Genomic DNA, 24,562 nt, shown 5'->3' with positions numbered 1-24,562 from the left:
GATGGATTCGCAACGCAATCTCTTTCTCATCGCTTTTCTGTTCGTGTCTTTCATGATCTGGCAAGCCTGGCAGACGGACCACGCTCCGCAGCCACAGCAGACTCAGACCACGCAAAACACTAACAGCACAGCGGGTGATGCCGCCAGTCAAGGTGTACCGGCCAGCGGTCAGGGCAAAACGATCACCGTTAAGACCGATGTCCTGTCATTAAATATCAACACCCGCGGTGGCGATGTTGAGCAAGCACAACTGCTGACTTTCCCAGACAAACTGGGTTCTGATCAGCCGTTCCAGCTGCTCGAAACCACGCCAGGTTTTATTTACCAGGCGCAAAGCGGCTTAACCGGCCGTAATGGTCCAGATAATCCGAACAACGGTGCGCGTCCTTTATTTACCTCATCGCAAGATCATTTCGAACTGGCTGATGGTCAGACCGAACTGCGTGTGCCGATGACCTTTACCGCCGAAAATGGCGTGGTATACACCAAGACTTTTGTGTTCAAACGTGGCGAATACGCGGTGAACGTTGATTACAACGTCAACAACACCACCCAGCAACCGCTGGAAGTATCACTGTTTGGTCAGCTGAAGCAAACCATTGATCTGCCAAAGCATCGTGATACCGGCAGCAATAACTTTGCTCTGCATACTTTCCGTGGTGCGGCTTACTCGACCAGCGATGAGAAATACGAAAAGTATAAATTCGATACCATTGCGGATAACGAGAACCTGAACATCACCACCAACAATGGTTGGGTGGCGATGCTGCAGCAGTATTTTGCTACTGCATGGGTACCGCGTACCGCAGGCAGTAACGCGCTTTACACCAGTAACCTGGGTAACGGTGTTGCTGCAGTAGGCTATAAGTCTGCGCCAGTGACTATCGCCGCCGGTTCGCAACAGAACCTTGGCGCGACGCTGTGGGTTGGCCCGGAAATTCAGGACAAGATGGCAGCCGTTGCGCCGCATCTGGACCTGACAGTCGATTATGGTTGGTTGTGGTTCATCTCTCAGCCGCTGTTTAAATTGCTGAAATTCCTGCACAGCTTCATCGGTAACTGGGGCTTCTCCATTATCGTGATTACCTTCATCGTGCGCGGCATCATGTACCCGCTGACTAAAGCGCAGTACACCTCGATGGCGAAAATGCGCATGCTGCAGCCGAAAATCCAGGCAATGCGTGAGCGCCTGGGTGACGATAAGCAGAAGCAGAGCCAGGAAATGATGGCGCTGTATAAAGCAGAAAAAGTGAACCCGCTGGGTGGTTGTCTGCCGCTGGTGATTCAGATGCCAATCTTCCTTGCTCTCTACTATATGTTGATGGGCTCGGTTGAACTGCGTCATGCACCGTTCGCGCTGTGGATTCATGACTTGTCTGCGCAGGATCCGTACTACATTCTGCCGATTCTCATGGGTATCACCATGTTCTTCATTCAGAAGATGTCACCGACCACCGTGACCGATCCGATGCAGCAGAAGATCATGACATTCATGCCGGTTATCTTTACCGTGTTCTTCCTGTGGTTCCCTTCAGGTCTGGTGCTGTACTACATCGTCAGTAACCTGGTAACGATTATCCAGCAGCAGCTGATTTATCGTGGCCTGGAAAAACGTGGTCTTCACAGCCGCGACAAGAAGAAAGCGTAAGACATTAAGGCGGGAGACATCCCGCGTTAAAACGGTCTATCCTGAGGCGGTCAAAGCGACCGCCTTTTGTTTTTTGTAGTGAGAGAGAATTTATGAGCCACAGCGATACTATCGTTGCCCAGGCCACGCCTCCCGGACGCGGCGGCGTGGGTATTCTGCGTATTTCCGGCGCGCGTGCAGCTGAGGTTGCGCAGCAGGTGTTGGGCAAACTGCCTAAGCCGCGCTATGCCGACTATCTATCCTTTAACGATGCCGACGGCAGCGTGCTGGATCAAGGCATCGCGCTGTGGTTTCCGGGCCCTAACTCGTTCACGGGTGAAGATGTGCTGGAGCTGCAAGGTCACGGCGGGCCGGTAATTCTCGATTTATTACTGAAGCGTATTGTGGCGTTACCGGGACTGCGTATTGCGCAGCCGGGTGAATTTTCTGAACGCGCTTTCCTGAATGACAAACTCGATTTAGCGCAGGCTGAAGCGATTGCTGACCTGATTGATGCCAGTTCAGAACAGGCGGCGCGTTCTGCGGTTAACTCATTGCAGGGTGCGTTTTCTACCCGTATCAACCATCTTGTGGAAGCACTTACGCACCTGCGAATCTATGTCGAAGCGGCCATTGATTTCCCGGATGAGGAGATCGATTTTCTCTCTGACGGCAAAATCGAAGCGCAGCTTAATACAGTGATTGGCGATCTCGACAGCGTCCGCGCTGAAGCGCGTCAGGGCAGCCTGCTGCGGGAAGGAATGAAAGTGGTGATTGCCGGACGTCCTAATGCCGGAAAATCCAGCCTGCTGAATGCGCTGGCAGGACGTGAAGCCGCCATCGTGACTGATATTGCGGGAACCACGCGCGATGTCTTGCGTGAACATATACATATTGACGGTATGCCGCTGCATATCATTGATACCGCAGGATTACGTGAAGCCAGCGATGAAGTGGAACGTATCGGTATCGAACGTGCCTGGCAGGAAATTGAACAGGCCGACCGCGTGCTGTTTATGGTCGATGGCACCACCACCGACGCTACAGAAGCCGCCGCCATCTGGCCCGATTTTGTTTCTCGTTTACCCGCTGAATTGCCGATTACCGTGGTACGTAACAAAGCCGATGCTACAGGCGAAACGCCGGGATTGAGCGAAGTAAACGGTCACTCATTGATTCGGCTATCAGCGCGCACCCGTGAAGGTGTTGATGAGTTACGTGATCATCTGAAACAAACCATGGGATTTGCGGGCAACGTGGAAGGCGGATTCCTTGCTCGTCGTCGCCATCTGCAAGCGCTGGAGTTAGCGGCGACGCACTTACTTCAGGGTAAAGATCAGCTGCTGGGTGCCTGGGCGGGTGAATTGTTGGCAGAAGAGCTTCGTCTTGCGCAGCAGGCATTGAGTGAAATCACCGGCGAGTTTACCTCTGACGATTTGCTGGGGCGGATCTTCTCCAGTTTCTGTATTGGTAAGTAGCATTCAAATTCCTTCTCCGGCGGTAAACGGCCGTCGGAGGCCCTCGCTTGAGCGTTAGCCTTCCCCTATTCAACGTTTTTCCTACATTCTTGCGTAGCACTTATGACGCAGCGACAAGCCTAATGGCTTTGGTCAGTGTCTTGAGATGCCCCATCCTGCGCTCCTTCGCTGTGGCTTAATAGCCCTTTCTCTGCATGCATTATTGCGACAATGTTATTTGGCTGCGCCGAAGCATTGCAGTATAACGATCAGTGCCTTGGGCGGTTATTTGTTCACTGCGGCTGTCACTGTTCTTATTGCTGCTTACGCATAGCGCGTGAAGTCATGATTAAAAGCAAAAGCGCACCGGCTAACCTCGGCGAGCCATTTATTGTCGTAAACATGGGTCTTAATTTTGCTGTTAATAAGGAATGTAGAATGAGTACACCGCTTGATACTGCTGCATTAGACACGCTGTTTAACCAAGCCCGCACACACAGTTACTGGCAGGATAAGCCGATAGACAGCGCCTTGCTGGAGCAGCTTTATGCGCTGACTGCGCTGGGCCCGACTTCGGCCAACTGTTCACCGGGACGCTTTGTGTTTGTTACCTCGGCTGAGGGTAAAGAGAAGCTCAAACCTGCACTCTCTTCCGGCAATCTGGAAAAAACCCTGGCTGCGCCCGCGACAGTCATCGTTGCCTGGGACAGCGAATTTTATGAGCAACTGCCCACGCTGTTTCCACACGGTGATGCGCGCAGTTGGTTTACCAGCAGCCCAGATTTAGCAAAAGAAACGGCATTTCGTAACAGCAGCCTACAAGCAGGTTATCTGATTCTGGCGGCGCGTTCGCTGGGGCTGGATGCAGGTCCAATGTCTGGTTTTGATCCAGCAAAAGTTAATGAAGCCTTTTTCTCCGGCAGTAAATGGCAGGTTAATCTGCTGATTAATCTCGGTTATGGTAATGACAGCAAATTGCATCCGCGTTTACCACGCCTGAGTTTTGAACAAGCCTGTAAATTCGCATAATGAGCAGGGCGTCGCGGTAGACTTCGCGACGCAATATTAGCGGCTTAACGCACACCTTGCTTTTCACTTCGCCTGTTTTGATCCTCTGTTTCGATAGTGCCGCGCACGTTTCTTTAATGTCATCATCATCAAGCGACACGGTTATTTGATGACAACCGTGCGCAAAAACAGGCCGTAGCCTTCGTCCTTTTCCTAATTTGTTCTATTCCGGCTTGTGCTGGATGCAATCAGCTCAGAAAATTCTTACAATGTAATTGATGATTATCTGACCATTTTCACGGAGCGACAGATGGCGGGACATTTTGTTCGTTGGACCGGCGACCCCGGATTTTTAGCCGAAGGGTTGCGCATTTCTCAAGACGTATTCGATACAGCACAACATTTTGCCGACAAGCGTCGTGGGCGGTTTCTTGCTGCGCGTGCGCTGTTAGCGCAATTAATGCTGCGGGTTTATGGCATTAATGAACTTCCAGCTTTGATCACCAACAGCAACGGTCGCCCCGCCTTTGCCGACCGGGATTTGCCTGATTTCAGCATCGCCTATGCGGGAAATATGATTGGCGTACTGTTGGCGGAAGAGGGTGGACGCGCAGGTCTGGACATGGAAATTGTGCGTGCTCATAGCCGACAAACACAAGAACAGCTCATGCAGGAGTTAACCTCCGGCGAAGTTGCCTGGATCAATGCCCAGCAAGATTTTATGGAAGCGGTAACGCAAATCTGGACGCTGCGTCAGAGCATCCTTAAATTAACCGGCGCAGGTGAAAGCGGGCTGGATTCGTTGCGCCTCCTGCCCGGCGCGGGTCGTTTGCGCTCAACGCTTTATCCCGACATTCAGGTGGTATGTGATGCAGAACCAACGCTGGTTTGGGCCTGTGCATTATCGCCAGCCACACAGCGTTTGCATCTGTGGGAGATGGACAGCTCGCATCAATGGCGCGCGCTTCGTGAAGTCGAGATGAGCAAACCCAATATCGGCCCGCATACGTTGCGTTTGACCAGTTTGCCGCACGAACGAAGCTTGCACCCTGAAATGTAAAAAAGGCCGCTATTGCGGCCTTTTTTCATTCAACGTGCAGCGATTTGTGGTTAATGTGCGTCGATAAAAGCTATTTTCAACACAAAAAGCAGTGCGACGATAACCACACAAGGGCTAATTTCACGCCAGCGTCCGGTGCCCAGTTTCATCACGCAGTACGCAATAAAGCCCAGCGCAATGCCTTCGGTGATGGAGAAACTGAACGGCATCATTGCTGCGGTCACAAAGGCAGGAACGGCTTCCGTTAAATCATCCCAACGCACGCGTGAAAGGCTGGATGTCATCAATACGCCAACATAAATTAACGCGCCTGCGGCGGCATAACTGGGCACCATTGCTGCCAGCGGTGACAGGAACATCACCAGCAGGAATAAAATACCGGTAACCACCGCCATCAACCCGGTGCGTCCGCCGATCGCTACGCCTGAAGTACTTTCAATATAAGCCGTGACCGAGGATGTCCCGATCAATGCGCCGCTTACTGAGCTGATGCTGTCGACATACAGCGCCTGCTTCATGCGCGGAAAAGTCCCTTTTTCGTCGGTTAATCCGGCTTTGTCCGTGACGCCAATCAGCGTGCCGGAAGAGTCGAACAGATTCACCAACATGAAAGAGAAGATCACGCCCGCCATGCCAATGTTAAAGGCACCTTTGATATCCACCTGGCCGACCACCGAGGTGACTGATGGCGGAGCAGAAAACAGACCAACAAATTTCACGTCACCCAGTATCCAGCCAATGGCGGTTGTTACCAGCATTGAAATCAATACCGCAGCATGAATATTACGTGACGCAAGGATAGCGATAATAAAGAAACCGAGCGCGCCAAGCAGCACGCTGTGCGAGGAGAGATTTCCCACCGCCACTAACGTATCAGGATTCGGCACGATGATACCGGCATTTTTCAGCCCCATCATGGCGATAAACAGGCCGATACCAGCGGTGATACCTACGCGTAAACTCAGCGGGATATTGGCGATCATCCAGTAACGCACACGCAGCAGTGTCAGGATCAACAGTCCCAGCGCACCCCAGAAAATGGCGCCCATGCCAATCTGCCACGAATAACCCATCGCACCTACCACCACAAAGGCGAAGAAGGCGTTCAGGCCCATCGCCGGCGCCAGCGCGACGGGCAGATTTGCAAATAATCCCATCAAAATACTGCCAAAGGCAGCGATCAGGCAGGTCGTTACAAATACCGCCTGGGTATCCATGCCCGCCACCCCTAAAATCTGCGGATTGACGAAGACGATATAGACCATGGTCAGAAAAGTGGTGATACCGGCAATCACTTCGGTACGCACCGACGTGCCGTGTTCCTGCAGCTTGAAGATGCGCTGCAAAAGGCCTTGTTTGTTCATTTCATCCATTCCAGAAGAAAAACTTTCGGCGCGTATCCTGGCGATTTTAACAGCGCAATACAATGATTTTTCGCAACCGATTGCCAATGGTAGAGTGTGAAGGTACCCACAAATCAAAGGATAGAGTCTGATGTCTGTAGAATGTGTATTTTTTGACTGCGATGGCACGCTGGTGGACAGCGAATTACTCTGTACGCAAGGCTATGTAAACACCTTTGCCCGCTACGGTATTACGCTTTCACTGCAGGAGATGTTTGAGAAGTATAAAGGCATCAAGCTTTACGACATCATTCGCGACGTGGGAGACGCGCATCAGGTGACGTTGCCCCTGGAAGAGGTTGAAACTGCCTACCGGGCTGAAGTTGCGCGGCTGTTCGATCTGGAGCTGAAACCGATTCCCGGTGCGAAAGCGCTGGTTGATCAGGTGAAAGTGCCGATGTGTGTGGTATCGAACGGTACGGTGAAGAAGATGCAGCACTCGCTGGGCCTGACCGGCATGCTGGCGCATTTTGAGGAGCATCTCTACAGCGGCTATGACATTTTGCACTGGAAGCCCGATCCCGAACTGATGTACCACGCCGCTGAACAGATGCAAGTACCGATTGAACGCTGCATTTTGGTCGACGATTCTGAAGCTGGCGCACGCGCGGGCATTGCGGCAGGCATTCCGGTATTTTACTACTGCGCTGATGCGCACAATCCTGAACTTGACCACCCGCTGATTACGCGATTTGAGGATATGGCGGAGCTGCCCGCGCTGTGGCGCGCTCGCGGTTGGAACCTGGTTTAACCTTTAACATCAGAGACAATGGATGCCGCAAACCGTCTGGTTCTTAACGCTGCCCGGTGTCATGGCGCTGGATGTTGCTGGCCCCGCTGAAGCTTTCACGCTGGCGGACGGCAACTTTACGCTGCGCTACATCGGTCCGCAGGAAAACGTGCTCTGCTCAACGGGTATGACGATTGGCAATATCGAGCCGCTGCCCGACACGCTGCCGCCTGAAAGTTTGCTAGTGGTACCCGGCGTCTACGACTCACGCAGTTGCTACGACACGCCGCAAGCGAAGCAGGCGCGTGACTGGCTGCAACGACAACAGGCGGCAATTCAGACGCAAACGCTTACGCTGGTTTGTGTCTGCTCGGGGGCTTTATTGGCGGCGCAGGCGGGTTTGCTCAATGGCATTCAGTGCACCACGCATCATGACGTGTTGGAACGCATGAAAGCCACCGCGCCTCAGGCAGTGATCAGAGAGAACCGTGTCTTCGTTGAAGATGGCAGCATCTGGACCAGCGCGGGTATCACCGCAGGCATCGATCTCGCTTTGCACTTGATCACCCGTTTATGTGGGGCGCAAACCGCGCTAGCCGTGGCGCGTGAAATGGTGGTGTGGTTTCGCCGTTCTGGTGATGACCCGCAACTTTCACCGTGGCTGCGTTACCGCAATCATCTGCATCCGGCGATTCATCGGGCGCAGGATGCGATGATGGCTCACCCGGAACATAGCTGGTCGTTGGGGGAACTCGCGACGCGTGTCCATGTGAGCAGCCGCCATCTGGCGCGGCTGTTTCGTCAGCATTTGGGTATCAGCGTGCGGGAATATCACGAGCAGCTGCGGGTAGGCATTGCGCGTCAGCGCCAGCAGCAGGGCGAAGCGGCAGAAAAAGCCGCGCTGGCGGCGGGATTTTCCTCGGCGCGCCAGTTGCGTCGTGCGCGCCAGCGCTGGGACGATCAGCTCACCAAATGATGTTTATCGACACGTTTTAATACCATTGCCAGCAACAGACTGCCACCTAAGGTCACGCCAAATACCCACGGCAGATCCAGCCACGGGCGCGACATATCGTCATAGTGATGAGTGCGGAGATAATGAATAAACAGCGCATGGAAACCATAAATCGGCAATGAATAGCGCGCAATCATCGCCATGCCGGGCACAGTGCGGCTATTGAGGATATTTTTAAATAAAACCAGCAAGCTGATGGCGGCGATAAATACCAGCGGGCCGCAATAGAGATACCAGGTATCGTTGAACGCGCCGTTGATCTTCAGTTCTTGCTTAGTGCCCAATGCAATGCCAATCACGCAGGCGATGAACCCGGTCGCAGCCAGCCAGCTTGCGCGGCGCCCTTGGGTTTCCATTGTGCCAATCGCGCGGCCCAGCAGCGCATAGAGTAAATAATAAATACTGTCACCGCTGACATATAAATTTACCGGTAGCCAGTGAAATCGACCCAACGACTGACTCGCGGTGTTGGGATTAGCCAGCACCGCCAGAACCACCACTAACAGCGCGACGTAGCGCGCCTGCACCGCTTTCACCTGAATCAGTGGCGAAAGCAGATAAATACCAATCAGCGCGAAGAAAAACCACAAGTGGTAGAACACCGGTTTTTGCAGCATTTTCAGCAGCGATCGACCTTCACTAATCGGCGTTAACCAAGTGATATAGGCCAGCGCCACCGCGCTGTAAAACAGCAAACAGAGCACCAGCCGCAGCATATGACGCGGTTGCGCACTGCGCTCACCGAAGAACAGATAACCCGAAATCATAAAAAACAGTGGCACGCAGACGCGCGACGCAGAGTTCAAAATGTTAGCCATATCCCAGTGAAAGCCTGTCACCGCTACCGGGCCGGTGATGTACCAGGTTGTGGTATGAATCACGATCACCATCAAACAGGCAATGGCGCGTAAATTATCGATCCAATAAATCTTTTGCTGCATGGTTTCCTCTTGCGCGGCGCTCCGTGCGAAGAAGGTTAGCCAGACATAGCCGCGCCAACAACCTTTGGCTCAAGGATTCAGAGCCATCCGGGAAAGTTGGCGCATAAACGTTGTTACCTAAACGTGGTCACGAATTTAGTCACGAACTAAGAATTTCTCGATCACAGCTTCATCGGGTTCGACACCTAAACCCGGCTCACTCGGCAGCCAGGCATAGCCGTCAGTGATGCGCACCGGATTTTTCGCCAGCGATCGACTGATTTCGCCCGGCTCGACGCAGTATTCCATCACCAGCGCATTCTCGATTGCACAGAGAAAATGCAGCGAGGCGGCGGTATTAATATCCGTGGTGAAGTTGTGATTGCAGACTTTGCGGCCACGGCTGTGGGCGTAGCTGGCAATTTCCATCGCCTGCGTAAAGCCGGTGCGCGTCAGGTCGATCTGCACGATATCAATGCCGCCTTCGTCGATCAGGCGCTGGAAACCTACCACCGAGCACTCTTGCTCACCGGCAGCAATGTGCTGCTGACAGGCGGTAGAAACCTGGCCATAGCCGGCGTAATTGTCTGGATGCAGCGGCTCTTCTATCCAGAACAAATTGAGATGTTCATAGCGCTGACTGCGACGAACGGTGGTTTTCGCATCCCAGACGTGGCCCACATCCAACATTAAATCAATGTCGTCGCCCACGGCTTTACGCAGTGCTTCAAGGTAACGTAAATCCTGGGCTTCATCGTGGCCAAACGGTTCCCAGCCAAATTTTACGCCGCTGTGTCCGGTATCGACGGCGTGACGCGCACGCGCCACAGTCTCTTCAACACTGAACTGAAACATGTTTGAAGAATAAACCCGCATCTTGTCGCGCATTGCGCCGCCGAGCAGTTCTACGATCGGCTTGCCAAGTGCTTTGCCTTTGATATCCCACAAGGCGATATCAATGCCCGCCATCGCCTGCAATACCGCACCGCTGCGACCGTAATAGATAGTGGCTTTATGCATCTTCTTCCACAAACGCGTCGTTTCCAGTGGATTTTCGCCAATTAGCAGCGATTTCAGCCCAGTAACCATCGTGTGTGAATAGGGAGCTTCAATAATGGCTTTGGTGACGTAAGGGCTGCCATCCACTTCACCCCAACCGGTGATGCCCGCGTCGGTGGTAATTTTGATCAGCAGCGCATCCTGAGAACTGTCGGTACGCGCTTCGATCACGGGAAGCCGCAAATAAAAGGCTTCAACATTGGTGATTTTCATCGTGCTTTTCCTGGTGTTAAAAGGTCAAACAAAGGCGTCAACTGGCGGAAATACGTTGCTGTCGGCGCTGAGTAATAATCGATTCGTAGTCCACATCCAGAGCCTGAATGCGCACGTGGTTTTCAATTTCGGCTGTCATTTTGTCGATATCGCCTTCAGCGAAGACGTTAATCAGCCGTTGGTGCTCTTCAATGATGTCGCTCATCGACTTGCCCATAGTGGAAAGGCCAAATATCACCGTTAGCTGGCGAGCAATCGACTCCCATAAATTGCTGAGCACCGGATTGTGGCCAAAGCTGCACAGCGTGCGATGAAAGTCAGTGTCGGCTGAGGCGAAACCGTAGACATCGTCGCGCTGCATCATCATCTGCATATCAGCCACGGCCTGATAAAGACGGGTTAACTGCGGTTGACCGTTGCGACCAGCCTCAATTGCACGGCGGCAGGCCAGCGTTTCCAGTGGGATGCGTACATCGATAATCTGTTCCAGCCGCTGATGTGAAATCTCCATCAGGCGAATGCCTTTATAGGGTTCGCTGGTCACGATGCCTTGGCTTTCCAGGATGCGCAGCGCCTCGCGAATCGGCACACGGCTCATGCCCAGACGCGAGACCAGGTCCGGCTCGGCGATGCGATCGCCAGGTAAAATTAATCCACGCGAGGCGGCGGCAAGAATAGCGTCCACCGCGTGATCGACCAGCGTTCGTGGGCGGGCGACACGCCATTGATCTGGCGACTGCTCTTTAAGCGCGAGCGGTGCGATATTTTTTTTGCTGCGGCCCGTCTGGGTAGTCGACTTTCCTGCCATGGTGTTGTCCTGTTAAGCCTGCCGGGTCAGAAACTGGCCGAAGCCGGGTTCAACCTGTATGTGATTGTCGTGATAAACCGTCACGCCGCGAATGAGTGTACGCATCACTTTACCCTGACAGTGCATCCCTTCAAATGCGCTCCATTTGCCGAGACCCTGAAAATCAGCACCGCGCACCGTCCAACTGACACTGGCATCGTAAAACACCAAATCCGCATCAAAACCCAGGGCGATGGCGCCTTTACGGCCCCATAACTGAAAGGCTTTCGCCGGGCCGCTGGCGGTCAGACGTGCAAACTCGCTCAAAGAGACGCCGTGTTTGACGTGTGCTTCGCTGAACATCATTGGGCTGAGAGTTTCAATACCGGTCAAACCCATGCCGGCATCCCAAATGCTGTCGAGTCCCGCCCGTTTTTGTTCAGGTGTATAAGGACAATGATCTGAAGCCACCATGTCGATATCGCCGCGTTCCAATAGTTGCCACAGTGCATCGACAACCGGACGTGGACGAATCGGCGGCCCGCAGCGTGCGTTCGGCCCGATGCGTACCAAATCTTCTTCGTCGAGAATCAAATAGTGCGGACAGGTTTCAAAGGTGGCGCGTACCTTTGGTTTGGCGGCGATAATGGTTTCGGCGGCGCGGGCCGAGCTGACATGCACGATATGACAGCGTGCGCCGGTCTCTTCGGCAATCGCCAGCACCCGGCCAACCGCTTCTATCTCAGCAATTTCTGGTCCGGCCTGCGCATGAGCACGAATATCTTTGCGGCCTGCGCGTCGCAATTCGCCCCCCGCGCCGATCAAAATGTCATGATTCTCGGCATGTACGCCTATCAGACCGTCGAAGGTTTTGAGTTCGCGCATGGCGCGCAGCAGGCCATCGTCGTCCAGGCGTGGCAAACCCTTTTCATCGGTAGCTTCGCCATTGGGCGCGCCGCTACACAAAAAGGCTTTAAAGGCGAGGGCGCCTGCGTTATCCAGCGCGGCTAACTGATCGACGTTGCGCCCGTCTAATCCGGCCCACATTGCAAAATCCACTGAGCAATTTTGTGTCAGCCACTCACGCTTGGCGACAAAGTTATCCAGCGTGGTAGCGGGCGGCAGCGAATGGGGCATTTCAATAATCGTGGTCACGCCGTGCGCAGCGGCACCCCGTGTTCCTTCCTGTAATTCTTGCTGCGGAAAGTCATGCGAACCGGTGAAATGGGTGTGCACATCAATGGCGCCTGGCACGATGATCATATCGCTGGCGTCGATCACTTCATCCACCGCAGGGCGCTCGCTGCCACGAGCCATAATGCCGCTGATCTTTCCTGCGTCAATCAACAGGTCGGCGGCCAGTTCGCCCTGCTCGGTAATCACCCGACCATTGATAATCAAGGTTTTCATTGGATCTCCTCCGGTGAAACCACCAGCGTGGCGTAAGGCACGGGCAGCTTGGGATTGAGCCAGCCGATGGCACTCAGCAGCTGGCTGAAGTGTTCAAATTCGCTGCGAGGAATTTGCGGCTTGCGGGCAAAAATATTCGCCTGTTGGTAGGCGTTAATCCCAATAATCAATGCGTCAAAAGCGTAGTCGGGATAATACGCCTGGACTTTTTCTGCTACCTCACGCGCATCAAGCTCTTCCAGCAAGCACAGTGCGTGAGCAATGGCGCGGGTAAAGGCGTTGAACGCAGTGGCTTTGTTTTGCATGACATTAGCGCGGGCGATATAGGCGCTCCACGGCACGTTGCCGCATAAAGCCGCCAGGCTGGTTATGCTAAAAAGTTGACCTTGTGCAATGGCCGGTGCCAGCGCATGCATGGCGTGTAGCGCGTAATCGGCCTCGCCATTCGTAATGGCGGCGTAATCGCGTTCAGCGTCACCGCTGCCAGGAATGAGGGTGACCGCATCGATCAAATCCTGTTGTGTCAGCAGCCAGCGGAAAGTCAGAGTAGCGGTGCCGACATTGCCGACGTCGATCACCCGTTTGCCACGTAATTGCGAGAACACAAAGTCAGGTTGGGGCTGTGCGGCGGCTAAGAACCACGGATTTGCCGCCACCGAGGCACAAAAGCAGCGTAAGTCAGGGCCGTTTTCCTGGAAATTTTTCATCACCACCATCGGACCACCCAACGTGAGATCGGCTTCGCCGTTCATCACTGCCGGAACCTGACCACCCTGAACGGTATGTCCACCGGATTCGCTGGTGGTAAAGGTGATGCTGAGACCTTCATCGGCAAACAGACCCATACTGTCGGCCAGATAATGTGCGCAGTAATATATGCGTGATTCGCTGGCGTCGCCTTGGTTAAAAATCAGATGCATACGCGCGCCTCCGTTAAATAGCTGCCGTTCAGCTCACACATATTGCTGACGCCACACCAATGGCTAACAGCCGCGATCTCGTTCTTCCAACCCTTTAGTAATGCGAAGACGGCTTCTTCACCACCCGCGACCAACGCACTGATCACCGGACGTACGCTGAGTGAAAGCTGTGCACCGAGGCAGCGCGCCACCACCGCGTCACTGCCGCTGCGAACGCTACCATCTAACAGCAGCGGCAATCGCGTTACCGCCTGGAGATCGGGTAATTGATCGACGGGGGTGGACCAGCGTGCGCTCTGTCGCAGTCCAATATTTGAGGCGATCAGCCCGCTGACGCCGTGCTGCGCGGCGGGAGCCGCATCGTCATGATGCAAAATGCCTTTCAGCAGCAGCGGCAGATCGCGGCTGGCGCAAAAGGCGGCGACTTCATCAATCTGTGTCCAGTTCCAGACCGGAAACGCAGGCAGAGGAAAAACGCCAGGCTCAGTGCCGCCAAGGGTGATCATGCCGCGCTTTTTCAGCGCCTCGCCGATGGAAAAACCGCCCGGTTGCAGGCCAGACACCGGATGCACTGGCGCAAGCACCGTGAGCACAATGCCTTTAAATCCAGCGTCTGCGGCCTGGTCGATCAAATCCTGAATGCGGCTAACGTCGCCAGCGGCTCGCAGTTGTAACCAGCAGCGGTCATATTCAGCGCCAATATCGCGCATCGGCGTGACGGTTTCTTCCGAGATCACTAATGGCAGTTGTAGGCGTTTACAGGCGCGAGCAATCGGCAGTAAACCTTCTTCATGGAAAATCTGGTCGCCCGCAAAAGCGCCAACGCCAATCGGCGCGGCCCAACGTTGCTCGAAAAGCGTCACCTCGGTATTAATCTCTTCATTACCTTGCAACACCCGCGGCAGCAGACGAAAGCGTTGCAGCGCGAGGTAATTGCTGTCGCTAACCTTGCCATACGCATCGGCAGGCTGACCGATCATATAGCGAAACAGGTCATCGCCCAGTCGCTGTTGGGCTTCCTGCTGGAAAGGCAAATCAGGCATGGACATGGTGCGCCTCCTTTTCATGCTCCAGAAAGGTGGCAAACTCAGGTGTGCTGGGGTGTTTAAGGATGGAAGGTGGGCCTTCTTCAATCAGCGCACCGTTTTGCAGAAACACGACGCGATCAGCCACACCCGCCGCAAAGGCGATGTCGTGCGTACTGATAACCATAGTAATGCCGGTTTGCGCCAGGCTGCGCATGGTCTGATTTACTTCACGCACCAACTCTGGATCGAGTGCTGAAGTGGGTTCATCAAACAGCAGGATTTGCGGTTCCGCCGCAAGGGCACGCGCAATACCAACGCGCTGTTTTTGACCGCCCGACAGTTCGTGCGGCAATGAAGCGAAGAAATCACCCAATCCGACCATCTTCAAAGCCCGCATCGCTTTTCCACGCGCGATTTCTGGTTGAGCACCCTGTACGCGCAGAGGAATGCTCATGACGTTTTCCAGCGCGGTAAGATGATCGAATAACGCAAAGTGCTGGAATACAATGCCAATCCCGGAACGTGCCCGGTTGACAGGCAAGTGACGCGCCGCCAGTGGTCGACCCAAGTCATCGCTGCCCATAAAATGGCCTTCGGTCTGAATAGTGCCCGATTGGCGTGGCGTTAAAGCGAGAATCGATTTCAGCAGTGTACTTTTACCTGAGCCAGAGCGACCCAGCAGCACCACCACTTCACCCCGACGCACGCTGAGCGACAGCGATTTCAGCACTGGCTTGCCCGCGTATTCAACGCACAGCTTGTCAATCTCCAACACCGGCGCGGCTGTTTGTGTTTCCCAGCGACGTTTCGGTAGCTGCATTTGCACCACCGAGACATCGGGCACCATTTTCGCTATGCGCAGCCGGGCGCGGCGGGCACGCTCATCAAGGTTATAAAATTTTTCCAGCCACCATTGTCCGGCGGCCAGCAGCGTCGACAGAATCAGGTAAATGCCGCCCGAAGCGACCAGCACCGGAATAAACAAGAAGTTTTGCGACACAATGGCCTGACCGCGCATGGTTAATTCGTTCACACCCACCACGGAAGCCAACGACGTAGATTTGAGCAGGCCAACCGTTTCATTGCCCATGGTGGGTAAGATGGCGCGCAACGCTTGAGGAATGACAACGTGGATCATCTCTTTGGTGCGTGAATAACCAAAAGCTTGCGCTGCCATACTCTGATCGCGATCGGTCGCCATAATCCCACCACGAATGATTTCGGCACAGAAGGCGGTTTCGTTGATCATCAACGCTAACATGGCGCTGGCGAATGGGCTGAAGCGCAGGCCAAACTCCGGCAGCACGTTGTATAACAAAATTAATTGCAGCAGCACCGGCGTGCCGCGCAGGGTGTAAATATAAATCTGCACCGGCAAGCGGATCATTCGATGCTTAGAGGTGCTGGCGAGCGCCAGGAAAAAACCAATAAAAATGCCACCCGCTAATGCGCCGACCAGCAGTTGCACTGCGATTACGGCACCTTGCCAAAGATAAGGCAGGGTTAAATATTTTAGAAAATCATCCAAGGTGCTCTCTCCGACAGGAGGTTAATACCCGTCATTTTTCGGGTTGCGGATGCGTTGGCGGCATCGGTTTGCCGCCTTCCTGCACGCCAAATTATTCAGGGTATTGATAAAAACTATTAGCCACGTGAAACCGCTGGTCGCTCAGCGCTGCTGCCCTGGCCCCAGTAATCCAATAATTTTTTCTGTGCGCCGCTTTCCTGAATCACTTTCATGGCATCCAGTACTGCGCTGCGCATGGTGACGTTGTCTTTAGCGATCGGGAAACCGACCATGATCGGCAGATCAACAGTAAAGGCGCTGGCGAGTGTGGGAGCGGCTTTCGCGATAGCGCGGGCGGAGCCTGCTTCAGTGAGATAAATATCCGCACGACCGCTTTTCACTGCCTGGATGCTGTTATCGGTGTTCTGCACCATCAGCATGCTGACTTCTGGCTTACCAGCAGCGCTGCATTTCTGACTTTGCTCAGGCACCAGTTTGGTGGCTTCGTAGGTGCCTGCAGCAGCGGCAACGGTTTTGCCACAAAGATCATCGACGCTATTAATTTTCTTAGGATTACCTTTGGCGACCACGGAACCATCCTGCACTTGCACGGAGGCAACGAAAGCGATCTGCTTCAGGCGCTCATCAGTGACGTATAACATCGGGCCAATATCAGCACGTCCGCTGGTGATAGAGGTCAGTAACACGTTGAATGAGCCGTTTTGATAGGTATGTTTGAAGCCAAGGCAGCTGCTGATGCGCTCAAAAAGGGACGGATCCAAGCCTTCTATAATGCTGGGATCTTTTTCAGATGGCGCTTCGAAGCCTTTGGTGTAGCCCCCAAGGCCGACAACCACCTCTTTACCAACCAAAGAGGTGTATTTCGTTTGCAACGTTTTGCACTGCGTCATGGCGGCAAAGTCGCTGGCGGTGGGTGTAACAGGATCGGTGGCAGCGTGTGCGCTGGATAAGCCAGTAAGTAACGTACCGGTGATACCGGATAACAACAACGCGAGACGAGCAAATTTCATAATAAGGTTCCCTGGTGCTGATGAATGAGTAAGCGATGACCTTGATACTTATGAACGTTTAGGACTTTTTTCTTGATGGGTGTGTGCTGTCCCCCATCCCAACCTTGCCCTGCATGGGAGAGGAATGAAGTCGGGGGCGGCCAGCACAATGTTGCTAAACAGCCTGCACAATCTAATATCCGCGCACCGTATCAACCTGATTGCGCAGCGGCGTTTGCTGGCGATAGCGCGCCAGGTTATCGATAAAAACGTCAAGACAGCTTTCGAGATAGGCGCTGTGATCGTCCAAGCTGCAATGTGGTGTCATGATTACGCCCGGCGTGCCCCACAACGGATCGTCCTGCGGCAGCGGCTCTTGCGGATAAACATCCAGCACTGCACCGGCTAACTCGCCTGCGGTCAGCATTTCGCGTAGTGCGGTGTAATCAAACACATCTGCACGACCCACAATCACCACACCAGCATGCGCAGACAACAGCCCCAAACGACGGCGATCAAACAGCTGATGTGTTTGAGGTGTCAGTGGCAGCGTCGAAACCAAGACATCGACCTGCGGTAAAAAATCGTCCACGTCATCAATGGTGATGCAGTCCGCTACATCAGCCTCACACTTGCCGCTGCGCGTCACGCCCAGCACGCGATAACCTTGCGCGCTTAGCAAATTAGCGGCGGCCGAACCGATGCCACCAACACCTAACAGCATCACGGTTTTACCCCGTGCGCAGCCGCCAAAGCTTGGACGCCACAGACGCAACGTCTGATCCTGTAAAAACCCCGGCATGCCAAAATTGAACATTAGCGACGCCATCAAAATAAATTCAGCGCCTTTATCGCCATGCACACCTGAGGCGTTAGTCAGCGTGATGCCGTCGCGCCAATGCGCCAGCCATTGCTCTACACCGGCTGACATGACCTGTACCCAGCCGAGGCGCGGCGTGTCGAAGCTATCAATCTCCAACTTGCGTCCAGCCCACAGAATGTCGCTCTCGACAAGAAAAGAGGCGGTTTGTGTGGGATCGCTGTTTTCGGTCAGGGTAAATCGATCTTTCAACTGCGGATGATCGTCCAGCGCCTGACGCAGACGCGCGAGCGTCAGCTGTAATGCACTGACAGCGTTAGCATCGTTTTCAATATGAATATTCATTAGCGCATCGCCGTGACTTCCATCTCGACCAGTAGGTCAGGATGGTTGAGTTGAATACCTACAGTGGCGCGGGCCGGGAAAGGGAACGTGAAAAATTCGCTGTAAGCGGCGTTCATCTCGCTGAAGGTGGTGAGATCGGTTAGATAAATGGTCACACGGACGACGTTATCGAACGACATCTTGGCTTCGCCTAACAAATCGCCCACGTTTTTCATGACCTGACGCGTCTGGCTGACAATGTCGTTACCGACGATGCTGCCGCTGTAAGGATCGATAGCAACCTGTCCCGAAATAAACAGCATCGGTTCGTGAAGGACTGCTGCAGAAAGCGGCGCTGGACCCATCGGACGGTCGGCGGCGTTCATACCTGGATAAGTAATCGCGGTTTTCATGGTCGTTTTCCGAACAAAACTGTTTCACCGCAATTTCGTATACGATCATACCGGTGTCAATGTTCGATTTTTGACCATAAGGTCAAAAAGGTGATTTATGTCACATATAAAGGAAGGGTTTTTTTAATCTTAAGTTTTTGAAAATATTGTATTTAAGATGAATTAGAATGCTGAAAAGTCGAGCGGATTTATTTCGTATACGATTTTCTTATCTTAATCCTATCGACACCGGGGAAAGGTTCCAGGCCGCTCAGGATTTCCGGCTGCACAACACGCGGTCAAAGGGTATACTGGCGCACTCTTTTTTCATCTAGCCGAATCGCGTGCGAATTCAACATGCAAAAGTTTGATACCAAGACCTTTCAGGGCCTGATCCTGACCTTGCAGGATTACTGGGCGCGTCAGGGCTGCACCATCGTTCAACCGCTGGACATGGAAGTGGGCGCTGGCACATCTCATCCAATGACTTGCCTGCGTGCTATCGGCCCAGAGCCGATTGCTACCGCTTATGTGCAGCCGTCACGCCGTCCAACCGACGGTCGCTACGGTGAAAACCCGAACCGTTTACAGCACTATTACCAGTTCCAGGTGATGATCAAGCCTTCTCCAGACAACATTCAGGAGCTTTATCTTGGGTCGCTGAGAGAACTGGGTCTGGACCCAACGGTGCACGATATTCGCTTCGTTGAAGATAACTGGGAAAACCCAACGCTGGGCGCATGGGGATTGGGCTGGGAAGTCTGGCTCAACGGCATGGAAGTGACGCAGTTCACCTACTTCCAGCAAGTGGGCGGCCTGGAATGCAAACCCGTTACCGGTGAAATCACCTACGGCCTTGAGCGCCTGGCGATGTATATCCAAAGCGTCGACAGTGTTTACGATTTGGTGTGGAGCGATGGCCCGCTGGGTAAAACCACTTACGGCGACGTGTTCCATCAGAACGAAGTAGAACAATCTACTTACAACTTCGAATACGCCGACGTCGATTTCCTGTTCTCCTGCTTCGAGCAGTATGAGAAAGAAGCACAGATGCTGTTAGCGCTGGAAAAACCGCTGCCGCTGCCCGCTTACGAACGCATTCTGAAAGCCGCACACAGCTTTAACCTGCTGGATGCGCGCAAGGCGATCTCAGTGACCGAGCGTCAGCGTTATATTCTGCGTATCCGCACCCTGACCAAAGCCGTGGCTGAAGCGTATTACGCTTCCCGCGAGGCGCTGGGCTTCCCGATGTGCAAAGACAAAAAGTAAGAGGCAGCCATGACAGATAAAACCTTCCTGGTGGAAATTGGCACCGAAGAGCTGCCACCGAAAGCCCTGCGCAGTCTGGCGGAAGCCTTTGCTGCTCAGGTCACCGCTGAACTGGATGCAGCGAATCTGGCTCACGGCGAAGTGAGCTGGTTTGCTTCGCCGCGCCGTCTGGCGCTGAAAGTCGCCACATTGAGTGCTGCACAGCCAGATCGTGAAGTTGAAAAACGCGGCCCGGCGATTGCCGCCGCTTTTGATGCCGAAGGCAATGCCACTAAAGCGGCTGAAGGCTGGGCGCGTGGCAACGGCATTACCGTTGATCAAGCAGAACGTTTGAGCACCGACAAAGGCGAATGGCTGGTTCACCGTGCGCAAGTTAAAGGTGAAACGGCGCAAGCGCTGCTGCCGGCGATGATCGCCACGGCGCTGAGCAAGCTGCCAGTACCAAAGCTGATGCGCTGGGGTGCGAGCGACGTACAGTTCGTGCGTCCGGTGCATACCGTGACGCTGCTGTTGGGCGATGAGCTGATTCCAGGCACCATTTTAGGTATTGAGTCTGCACGCATTATTCGCGGGCACCGTTTCATGGGCGAGAAAGAGATCACGCTTGAGAATGCCGATCAGTATCCAGAAATTTTGGAAAAACGCGGCCAGGTGATCGCAAATTATCAGACGCGTAAAGCGATGATCAAAGCGGATGCTGAAGCGGCGGCACGTCAATTGGGCGGCGTCGCTGACCTGAGCGATAGTCTGCTGGAAGAGGTGACTTCGCTGGTGGAGTGGCCGGTGGTGCTGACCGCAACCTTTGAAGAGAAATTCCTCAAGGTTCCGGCTGAAGCGCTGGTTTACACCATGAAAGGTGACCAGAAATATTTCCCGGTTTACGACAATGACGGCAACCTGTTGCCGAACTTCATTTTCGTCACCAACATCGAATCCAGCGATCCACAGCAGATTATTTCCGGTAATGAAAAAGTGGTTCGCCCACGTCTGGCGGATGCGGAATTCTTCTTCAATAACGATCGGAAAAAGCGTCTGGAAGATAATCTGCCGCGCCTTGAAACCGTGCTGTTCCAGAAAGAGCTGGGCACGCTGCGTGATAAAACCGATCGTATTCAGGCTTTAGCAGGCTGGATTGCCGCGCAGATTGGCGCAGACGTTAATCATGCGACGCGCGCCGGTTTGCTGTCGAAGTGTGACCTGATGACCAATATGGTGTTTGAGTTCACCGACACCCAAGGCGTGATGGGCATGCACTACGCGCGCCATGATGGCGAAGCCGAAGACGTCGCGGTGGCGCTGAACGAGCAATACCAGCCGCGTTTCGCGGGTGACGAATTGCCATCCAGCCCTGTTGCTTGCGCATTGGCGATTGCTGACAAAATGGACACGCTGGCGGGTATTTTCGGTATTGGCCAGCATCCGAAAGGTGATAAAGATCCGTTCGCGCTGCGCCGTGCCGCGCTGGGCGTGCTGCGTATTATCGTCGAGAAGAACCTGCCGCTCGACCTGCAAACGCTGACCGAAGAAGCTGTGCGTTTATATGGTACCAAGCTGAGCAATGCCAAAGCGGTTGATGATGTTATCGACTTTATGCTGGGACGTTTCCGCAGCTGGTATCAGGAAGAAGGTCACAGCATTGATACGCTGCAAGCGGTGTTGGCGCGTCGTCCAACGCGTCCGGCTGACTTTGATGCGCGCATGAAAGCGGTATCGCACTTCCGTACGCTGGAAGCTGCCGCAGCGTTGGCAGCAGCCAACAAGCGTGTGTCTAACATTCTGGCTAAATCGACGGAAACCCTGAACGACAGCGTGCAGGCTTCGCTGCTGAAAGAGAATGAAGAGATCCAGTTGGCGACCTTCGTGACCGCTTTGAGCAGTAAACTGCAACCTTACTTCGCGGAAGGCCGTTATCAGGATGCGCTAATTGAACTGGCGCAACTGCGTGAAGCGGTAGATAACTTCTTCGATAAGGTCATGGTTAATGCAGAAGATCCCGCCGTGCGCGTTAACCGTTTGACGCTGCTGTCGAAATTGCGTGAACTGTTCTTACAGGTCGCGGACATTTCACTGTTGCAGTAAGCTGAATTCATAATCTAAAAAGGGAGACGAAGATCATCGTCTCCCTTTTTTATGGTGCATTCTGGCTTTAATCATTTTTAAAAAAGCTTTCCTGTCCCACTCTTCTGGCTCACCACTTTCCACCCCTTCTTTTAATCGCGCTTTTAGGGTGTCCAGTTGCGTATTAGCCTGCTTTTCACGTCCCGTCCCGCACCATTTCGCTTTGCGTACGGCAGTCGCCTGATTCATTCAGTGATTCAACAAACTTACGAAGTTCATCAGCTAAATCAAACGCCTGGTACGCGCCACTATCGTTATCTGATGTAAGAGTATTTCTTACATCCTGGCTTATTTTTGGGCAAGGCTGAACAGGCGATGTGTCATGGATCAGGCTGAAGGTGGCGTAGTGCGCGCGAAACTTTCGCGCTTAAACAGCGTTTCGGCCAGCTTGACCAGCGCCGGGCGATTCACGCACCAGTTAGGCACCACACGGCGGAAGTTGAGATAACCAATCATGCAGCCCACAGCGATATCGGCCAGGTTAACCTGCTCACTGTTGAGGTGTTTTTTCTCGGCGGCATTTTTTTCCAGCATATCGAGGCCACGCTGAATTTTCTCACGGTTGCGCAGCAGTACCTCTTCAGATTGCAGATCGCCGGGACGCAGTTGTTCCCGCACGATCACCAAAGCTGCATCGCTGACGCCGTCCGCCAGCTTTTCCAGTTGGCGAATGTGTAAGGCTGCAAGGGGATCATCAGGTAATAACGCGGGTGCGTCGCCACGGAGTTCGAGGAATTCGGCAATAATTGAGGAATCAAACCAGATCTGCTGATCGTCAGCTACCAACGCAGGCACTTTCCCTAACGGATTGTATTGAGGAACGTGGCTTTCATCGCTGTAGGGCGATGCATTTACGAACTCAAATATGATGCCTTTTTCCAGCATGATGATGGAAATCTTACGTACAAACGGGCTGGTATAGCTGCCAATCAGTTTCATTAATGGCCTCCAATAGACGTTTAACTACCTACACGACTTGCCTGAAAATTACTGTTCACCCGGAAATAAGAACGGATTGAGGCTGCTACGAGCAAAACCTTCCTGTTCCATGCGTGCATCTAACACCAGCGAGGCGAGATCGTCCGCCACGGGGTCAACCGCAGGATTTTTTTCCTGATACAACAGCTTGAGATAAGTGCCGCAATCACCACAACTTTCCGCTTTCACTGCCGCTCGCTCGCTGTCCAGCGACCAGTAATGCAGATCGCGTGTTTGCTCGCAATAAGTACATTTGTTGTATGTAACATACCATTCGCTTTCGCACAGATTGCAGTGCAGATAGCGTGAACTGTCGTTAGGGTCCATGTGAACGATGCTGGCAACGGGCTTGCTGGCGCAAACCGGGCAGAACTGACGCTGTTCGCCATATTCGGCACGCGCTTTGCCAGGGATCAGCGACGCCATTTGCGCCCAGTAAATCGACAGCGCTGCCCAAATAAACGGGGATTTGTCGCTGCTGACCTGCGCAAATTCACCGGCAAACAGCGCGCTGGCAAGCGTTTCCAGCTCGCTTGCCGACGCCTTTTCCAGATTCTCCAGCACCGCCAGCGCCTGACCGCTCATCTCTGGTTTAAGTTCGGCAATCAGCGAGTGCAGCAAACGGTGCCAGTGCAGGTCACGCGGCAAAGTGTGAATATCCAGCGGCGGTTTCTCTTCGCTGGCGCTTTGTACCAGTCGGGCATGCAAATCCATGTGGAGCGGATGATCATAAAGGACAATCTCTTGCGCCTCGGCAATGACCGCGGCAAAGCGCAGATAGTCACCCAGTGGATTTTTTGCCGCCAGATCGCGCAATCGCGCCGCGCGTCGACTGTATAAATTTTTCAGCCTGGGGAAAAGTAATGGCGGAATCATCTCCGCCGTCGTTTTATCGCTCTTCTCCGGCTGGTCTTGCGGGATTATGCGAATACTCATCAGGGGCGTATTTCCTGTTTTTTTGGCCGATTACGCTGCTTACGATACCCGCGAGGATGCTGCTGTCTCGCCCAGTTTAACGAGACCCAGCCTTCCGCCATCGCAGTAAGGGTGCCTTTGACCCAAAGCGCGGCATAAATGTGCACCATAATGACGATAATCAGTGCCGCTGCCGACACCGAATGCACCACCAACGCCAGGCGAATCAACGGAATGGCAAACGCGCCAGCAAAGCAAGGGCGTCAGATGACAATGCCGCTGACAAGCAGCAGGACTAAGCTGATGATAGCAGCCCAGAACCGACCTTTCTGACCAAAGTTATCTCTACCGGTGTCACCGTCCTCTTCGTTCAGGACGATTTTATCGATGTTTTTTGCCCAGAACCGATCTTTCCAGTTAACCGGGTTATGTTTCCAGTAATACATAAACATCAGTATGAATGCAGTAAATATCACGACACCAACACCAAGCAGAACGCCAGAATTTAGTGATTAATGCGCGGTGTAGCGTACAAAGCGATCGCGCTTTTTCATGACGGGTTTCTTTATCGTTACCGCTTTGTGCTGTTAGC

21 protein-coding genes and 2 pseudogenes are annotated in these 24,562 nt (G+C 53.5%); 8 read left to right on the top strand and 15 right to left on the bottom strand.

Going from position 1 to position 24,562, the window contains the following annotated elements:
• Position 1 precedes the first annotated feature (1 nt).
• The 4 genes from yidC to MUG06_RS19750 all read left to right on the top strand — a co-directional run bounded on the left by yidC (position 2) and on the right by MUG06_RS19750 (position 5,152).
• Entirely contained in the window at positions 2-1,648 is a 1,647-nt protein-coding gene (gene yidC / locus MUG06_RS19765; RefSeq protein ID WP_215848061.1) for a membrane protein insertase YidC, read from the top strand.
• A 92-nt stretch (positions 1,649-1,740) separates the two neighbouring features.
• Positions 1,741-3,105 carry a tRNA uridine-5-carboxymethylaminomethyl(34) synthesis GTPase MnmE gene (mnmE, locus tag MUG06_RS19760; RefSeq protein ID WP_215848060.1) on the top strand — a complete coding sequence of 455 codons (1,365 nt, stop codon included), beginning with the start codon at positions 1,741-1,743 and terminating at the stop codon, positions 3,103-3,105.
• Positions 3,106-3,522: 417 nt separating this feature from the next.
• Positions 3,523-4,113 (top strand): malonic semialdehyde reductase, encoded by a 591-nt coding sequence (locus tag MUG06_RS19755; protein WP_243079783.1) that lies wholly within the window; start codon positions 3,523-3,525, stop codon positions 4,111-4,113.
• Positions 4,114-4,402: 289 nt separating this feature from the next.
• The gene (locus MUG06_RS19750) at positions 4,403-5,152 is read left to right on the top strand and encodes a 4'-phosphopantetheinyl transferase superfamily protein (RefSeq protein ID WP_243079782.1); all 750 of its coding nucleotides are present in this window, start codon (positions 4,403-4,405) and stop codon (positions 5,150-5,152) included.
• Between the two features lie 50 nt (positions 5,153-5,202).
• Here MUG06_RS19750 and MUG06_RS19745 read toward each other — a convergent pair whose 3' ends face one another.
• Positions 5,203-6,516 carry an NCS2 family permease gene (locus tag MUG06_RS19745; protein ID WP_215848057.1) on the bottom strand — a complete coding sequence of 438 codons (1,314 nt, stop codon included), beginning with the start codon at positions 6,514-6,516 and terminating at the stop codon, positions 5,203-5,205.
• A gap of 130 nt (positions 6,517-6,646) precedes the next feature.
• Between MUG06_RS19745 and yieH the strand changes: the two genes are divergently transcribed.
• Both yieH and MUG06_RS19735 read left to right on the top strand, forming a co-directional pair.
• Positions 6,647-7,306 (top strand): 6-phosphogluconate phosphatase, encoded by a 660-nt coding sequence (gene yieH / locus MUG06_RS19740; RefSeq protein WP_243079781.1) that lies wholly within the window; start codon positions 6,647-6,649, stop codon positions 7,304-7,306.
• A gap of 22 nt (positions 7,307-7,328) precedes the next feature.
• Complete coding sequence (locus MUG06_RS19735) at positions 7,329-8,261, top strand: helix-turn-helix domain-containing protein (protein ID WP_243079780.1); 933 nt, start codon at positions 7,329-7,331, stop codon at positions 8,259-8,261.
• Here MUG06_RS19735 and MUG06_RS19730 read toward each other — a convergent pair.
• The 10 genes from MUG06_RS19730 to MUG06_RS19685 all read right to left on the bottom strand — a co-directional run bounded on the left by MUG06_RS19730 (position 8,246) and on the right by MUG06_RS19685 (position 18,711).
• A complete protein-coding gene (locus MUG06_RS19730) occupies positions 8,246-9,241 on the bottom strand; it encodes an acyltransferase (RefSeq protein WP_243079779.1) in 996 nt (331 codons plus the stop codon). The two genes, MUG06_RS19735 and MUG06_RS19730, sit on opposite strands and share 16 nt — an antisense overlap.
• 135 nt (positions 9,242-9,376) lie before the next feature.
• A complete protein-coding gene (locus MUG06_RS19725) occupies positions 9,377-10,492 on the bottom strand; it encodes a mandelate racemase/muconate lactonizing enzyme family protein (RefSeq protein WP_243079778.1) in 1,116 nt (371 codons plus the stop codon).
• A 37-nt stretch (positions 10,493-10,529) separates the two neighbouring features.
• Entirely contained in the window at positions 10,530-11,300 is a 771-nt protein-coding gene (locus MUG06_RS19720) for a GntR family transcriptional regulator (RefSeq protein WP_243079777.1), read from the bottom strand.
• A gap of 12 nt (positions 11,301-11,312) precedes the next feature.
• Positions 11,313-12,689: an allantoinase AllB gene (allB, locus tag MUG06_RS19715; RefSeq protein ID WP_243079776.1), complete on the bottom strand. Its 1,377-nt coding sequence runs from the start codon at positions 12,687-12,689 to the stop codon at positions 11,313-11,315.
• Positions 12,686-13,609, bottom strand: coding sequence for an ABC transporter substrate-binding protein (locus MUG06_RS19710; RefSeq protein ID WP_243079775.1), 924 nt, complete (start codon positions 13,607-13,609; stop codon positions 12,686-12,688). The genes allB and MUG06_RS19710 overlap by 4 nt, the downstream gene beginning before the upstream one ends.
• Positions 13,600-14,658 carry an alpha-hydroxy acid oxidase gene (locus MUG06_RS19705; RefSeq protein WP_215848051.1) on the bottom strand — a complete coding sequence of 353 codons (1,059 nt, stop codon included), beginning with the start codon at positions 14,656-14,658 and terminating at the stop codon, positions 13,600-13,602. Before MUG06_RS19705 ends, MUG06_RS19710 begins: the two co-directional genes overlap by 10 nt.
• The gene (locus MUG06_RS19700; protein WP_243079774.1) at positions 14,645-16,165 is read right to left on the bottom strand and encodes an amino acid ABC transporter permease/ATP-binding protein; all 1,521 of its coding nucleotides are present in this window, start codon (positions 16,163-16,165) and stop codon (positions 14,645-14,647) included. Before MUG06_RS19700 ends, MUG06_RS19705 begins: the two co-directional genes overlap by 14 nt.
• A 116-nt stretch (positions 16,166-16,281) precedes the next feature.
• Positions 16,282-17,175, bottom strand: a complete 894-nt coding sequence (locus MUG06_RS19695) for a transporter substrate-binding domain-containing protein (RefSeq protein WP_243079773.1) — start codon at positions 17,173-17,175, stop codon at positions 16,282-16,284.
• A 172-nt stretch (positions 17,176-17,347) separates the two neighbouring features.
• Positions 17,348-18,319, bottom strand: a complete 972-nt coding sequence (locus MUG06_RS19690) for a D-2-hydroxyacid dehydrogenase (protein ID WP_243079772.1) — start codon at positions 18,317-18,319, stop codon at positions 17,348-17,350.
• Positions 18,319-18,711: a Rid family detoxifying hydrolase gene (locus tag MUG06_RS19685; RefSeq protein ID WP_243079771.1), complete on the bottom strand. Its 393-nt coding sequence runs from the start codon at positions 18,709-18,711 to the stop codon at positions 18,319-18,321. The genes MUG06_RS19690 and MUG06_RS19685 overlap by 1 nt, the downstream gene beginning before the upstream one ends.
• A 336-nt stretch (positions 18,712-19,047) precedes the next feature.
• Here MUG06_RS19685 and glyQ point away from each other — a divergent pair, with 336 nt between their 5' ends.
• The gene (glyQ, locus tag MUG06_RS19680) at positions 19,048-19,959 is read left to right on the top strand and encodes a glycine--tRNA ligase subunit alpha (protein WP_215848047.1); all 912 of its coding nucleotides are present in this window, start codon (positions 19,048-19,050) and stop codon (positions 19,957-19,959) included.
• A 9-nt stretch (positions 19,960-19,968) separates the two neighbouring features.
• On the top strand, positions 19,969-22,038 hold the full coding sequence (glyS, locus tag MUG06_RS19675; RefSeq protein WP_243079770.1) for a glycine--tRNA ligase subunit beta: 2,070 nt from the start codon (positions 19,969-19,971) through the stop codon (positions 22,036-22,038).
• 33 nt (positions 22,039-22,071) lie between these two features.
• Here the strand turns inward: glyS and MUG06_RS19670 are convergent.
• From MUG06_RS19670 to MUG06_RS19655, 4 genes and pseudogenes are all read right to left on the bottom strand, one after another.
• Positions 22,072-22,270 (bottom strand): annotated as a pseudogene (locus MUG06_RS19670) (type II toxin-antitoxin system ParD family antitoxin).
• Positions 22,271-22,404: 134 nt separating this feature from the next.
• The gene (locus tag MUG06_RS19665) at positions 22,405-23,016 is read right to left on the bottom strand and encodes a glutathione S-transferase (RefSeq protein ID WP_243079769.1); all 612 of its coding nucleotides are present in this window, start codon (positions 23,014-23,016) and stop codon (positions 22,405-22,407) included.
• Positions 23,017-23,064: 48 nt separating this feature from the next.
• Entirely contained in the window at positions 23,065-23,991 is a 927-nt protein-coding gene (gene fdhE / locus MUG06_RS19660; protein WP_243079768.1) for a formate dehydrogenase accessory protein FdhE, read from the bottom strand.
• Positions 23,991-24,464, bottom strand: a pseudogene (locus tag MUG06_RS19655) (formate dehydrogenase subunit gamma). The gene fdhE and the pseudogene MUG06_RS19655 overlap by 1 nt, the downstream one beginning before the upstream one ends.
• Between the last annotated feature and the right edge of the window lie 98 nt (positions 24,465-24,562).

Source organism: Pantoea sp. MQR6, from assembly GCF_022761075.1.
Classification (GTDB): Bacteria; Pseudomonadota; Gammaproteobacteria; order Enterobacterales; family Enterobacteriaceae; genus Pantoea; species Pantoea phytostimulans.
Note: the sequence above shows the minus strand (reverse complement) of the source record. Positions and strands in the feature narration are given on the sequence as shown.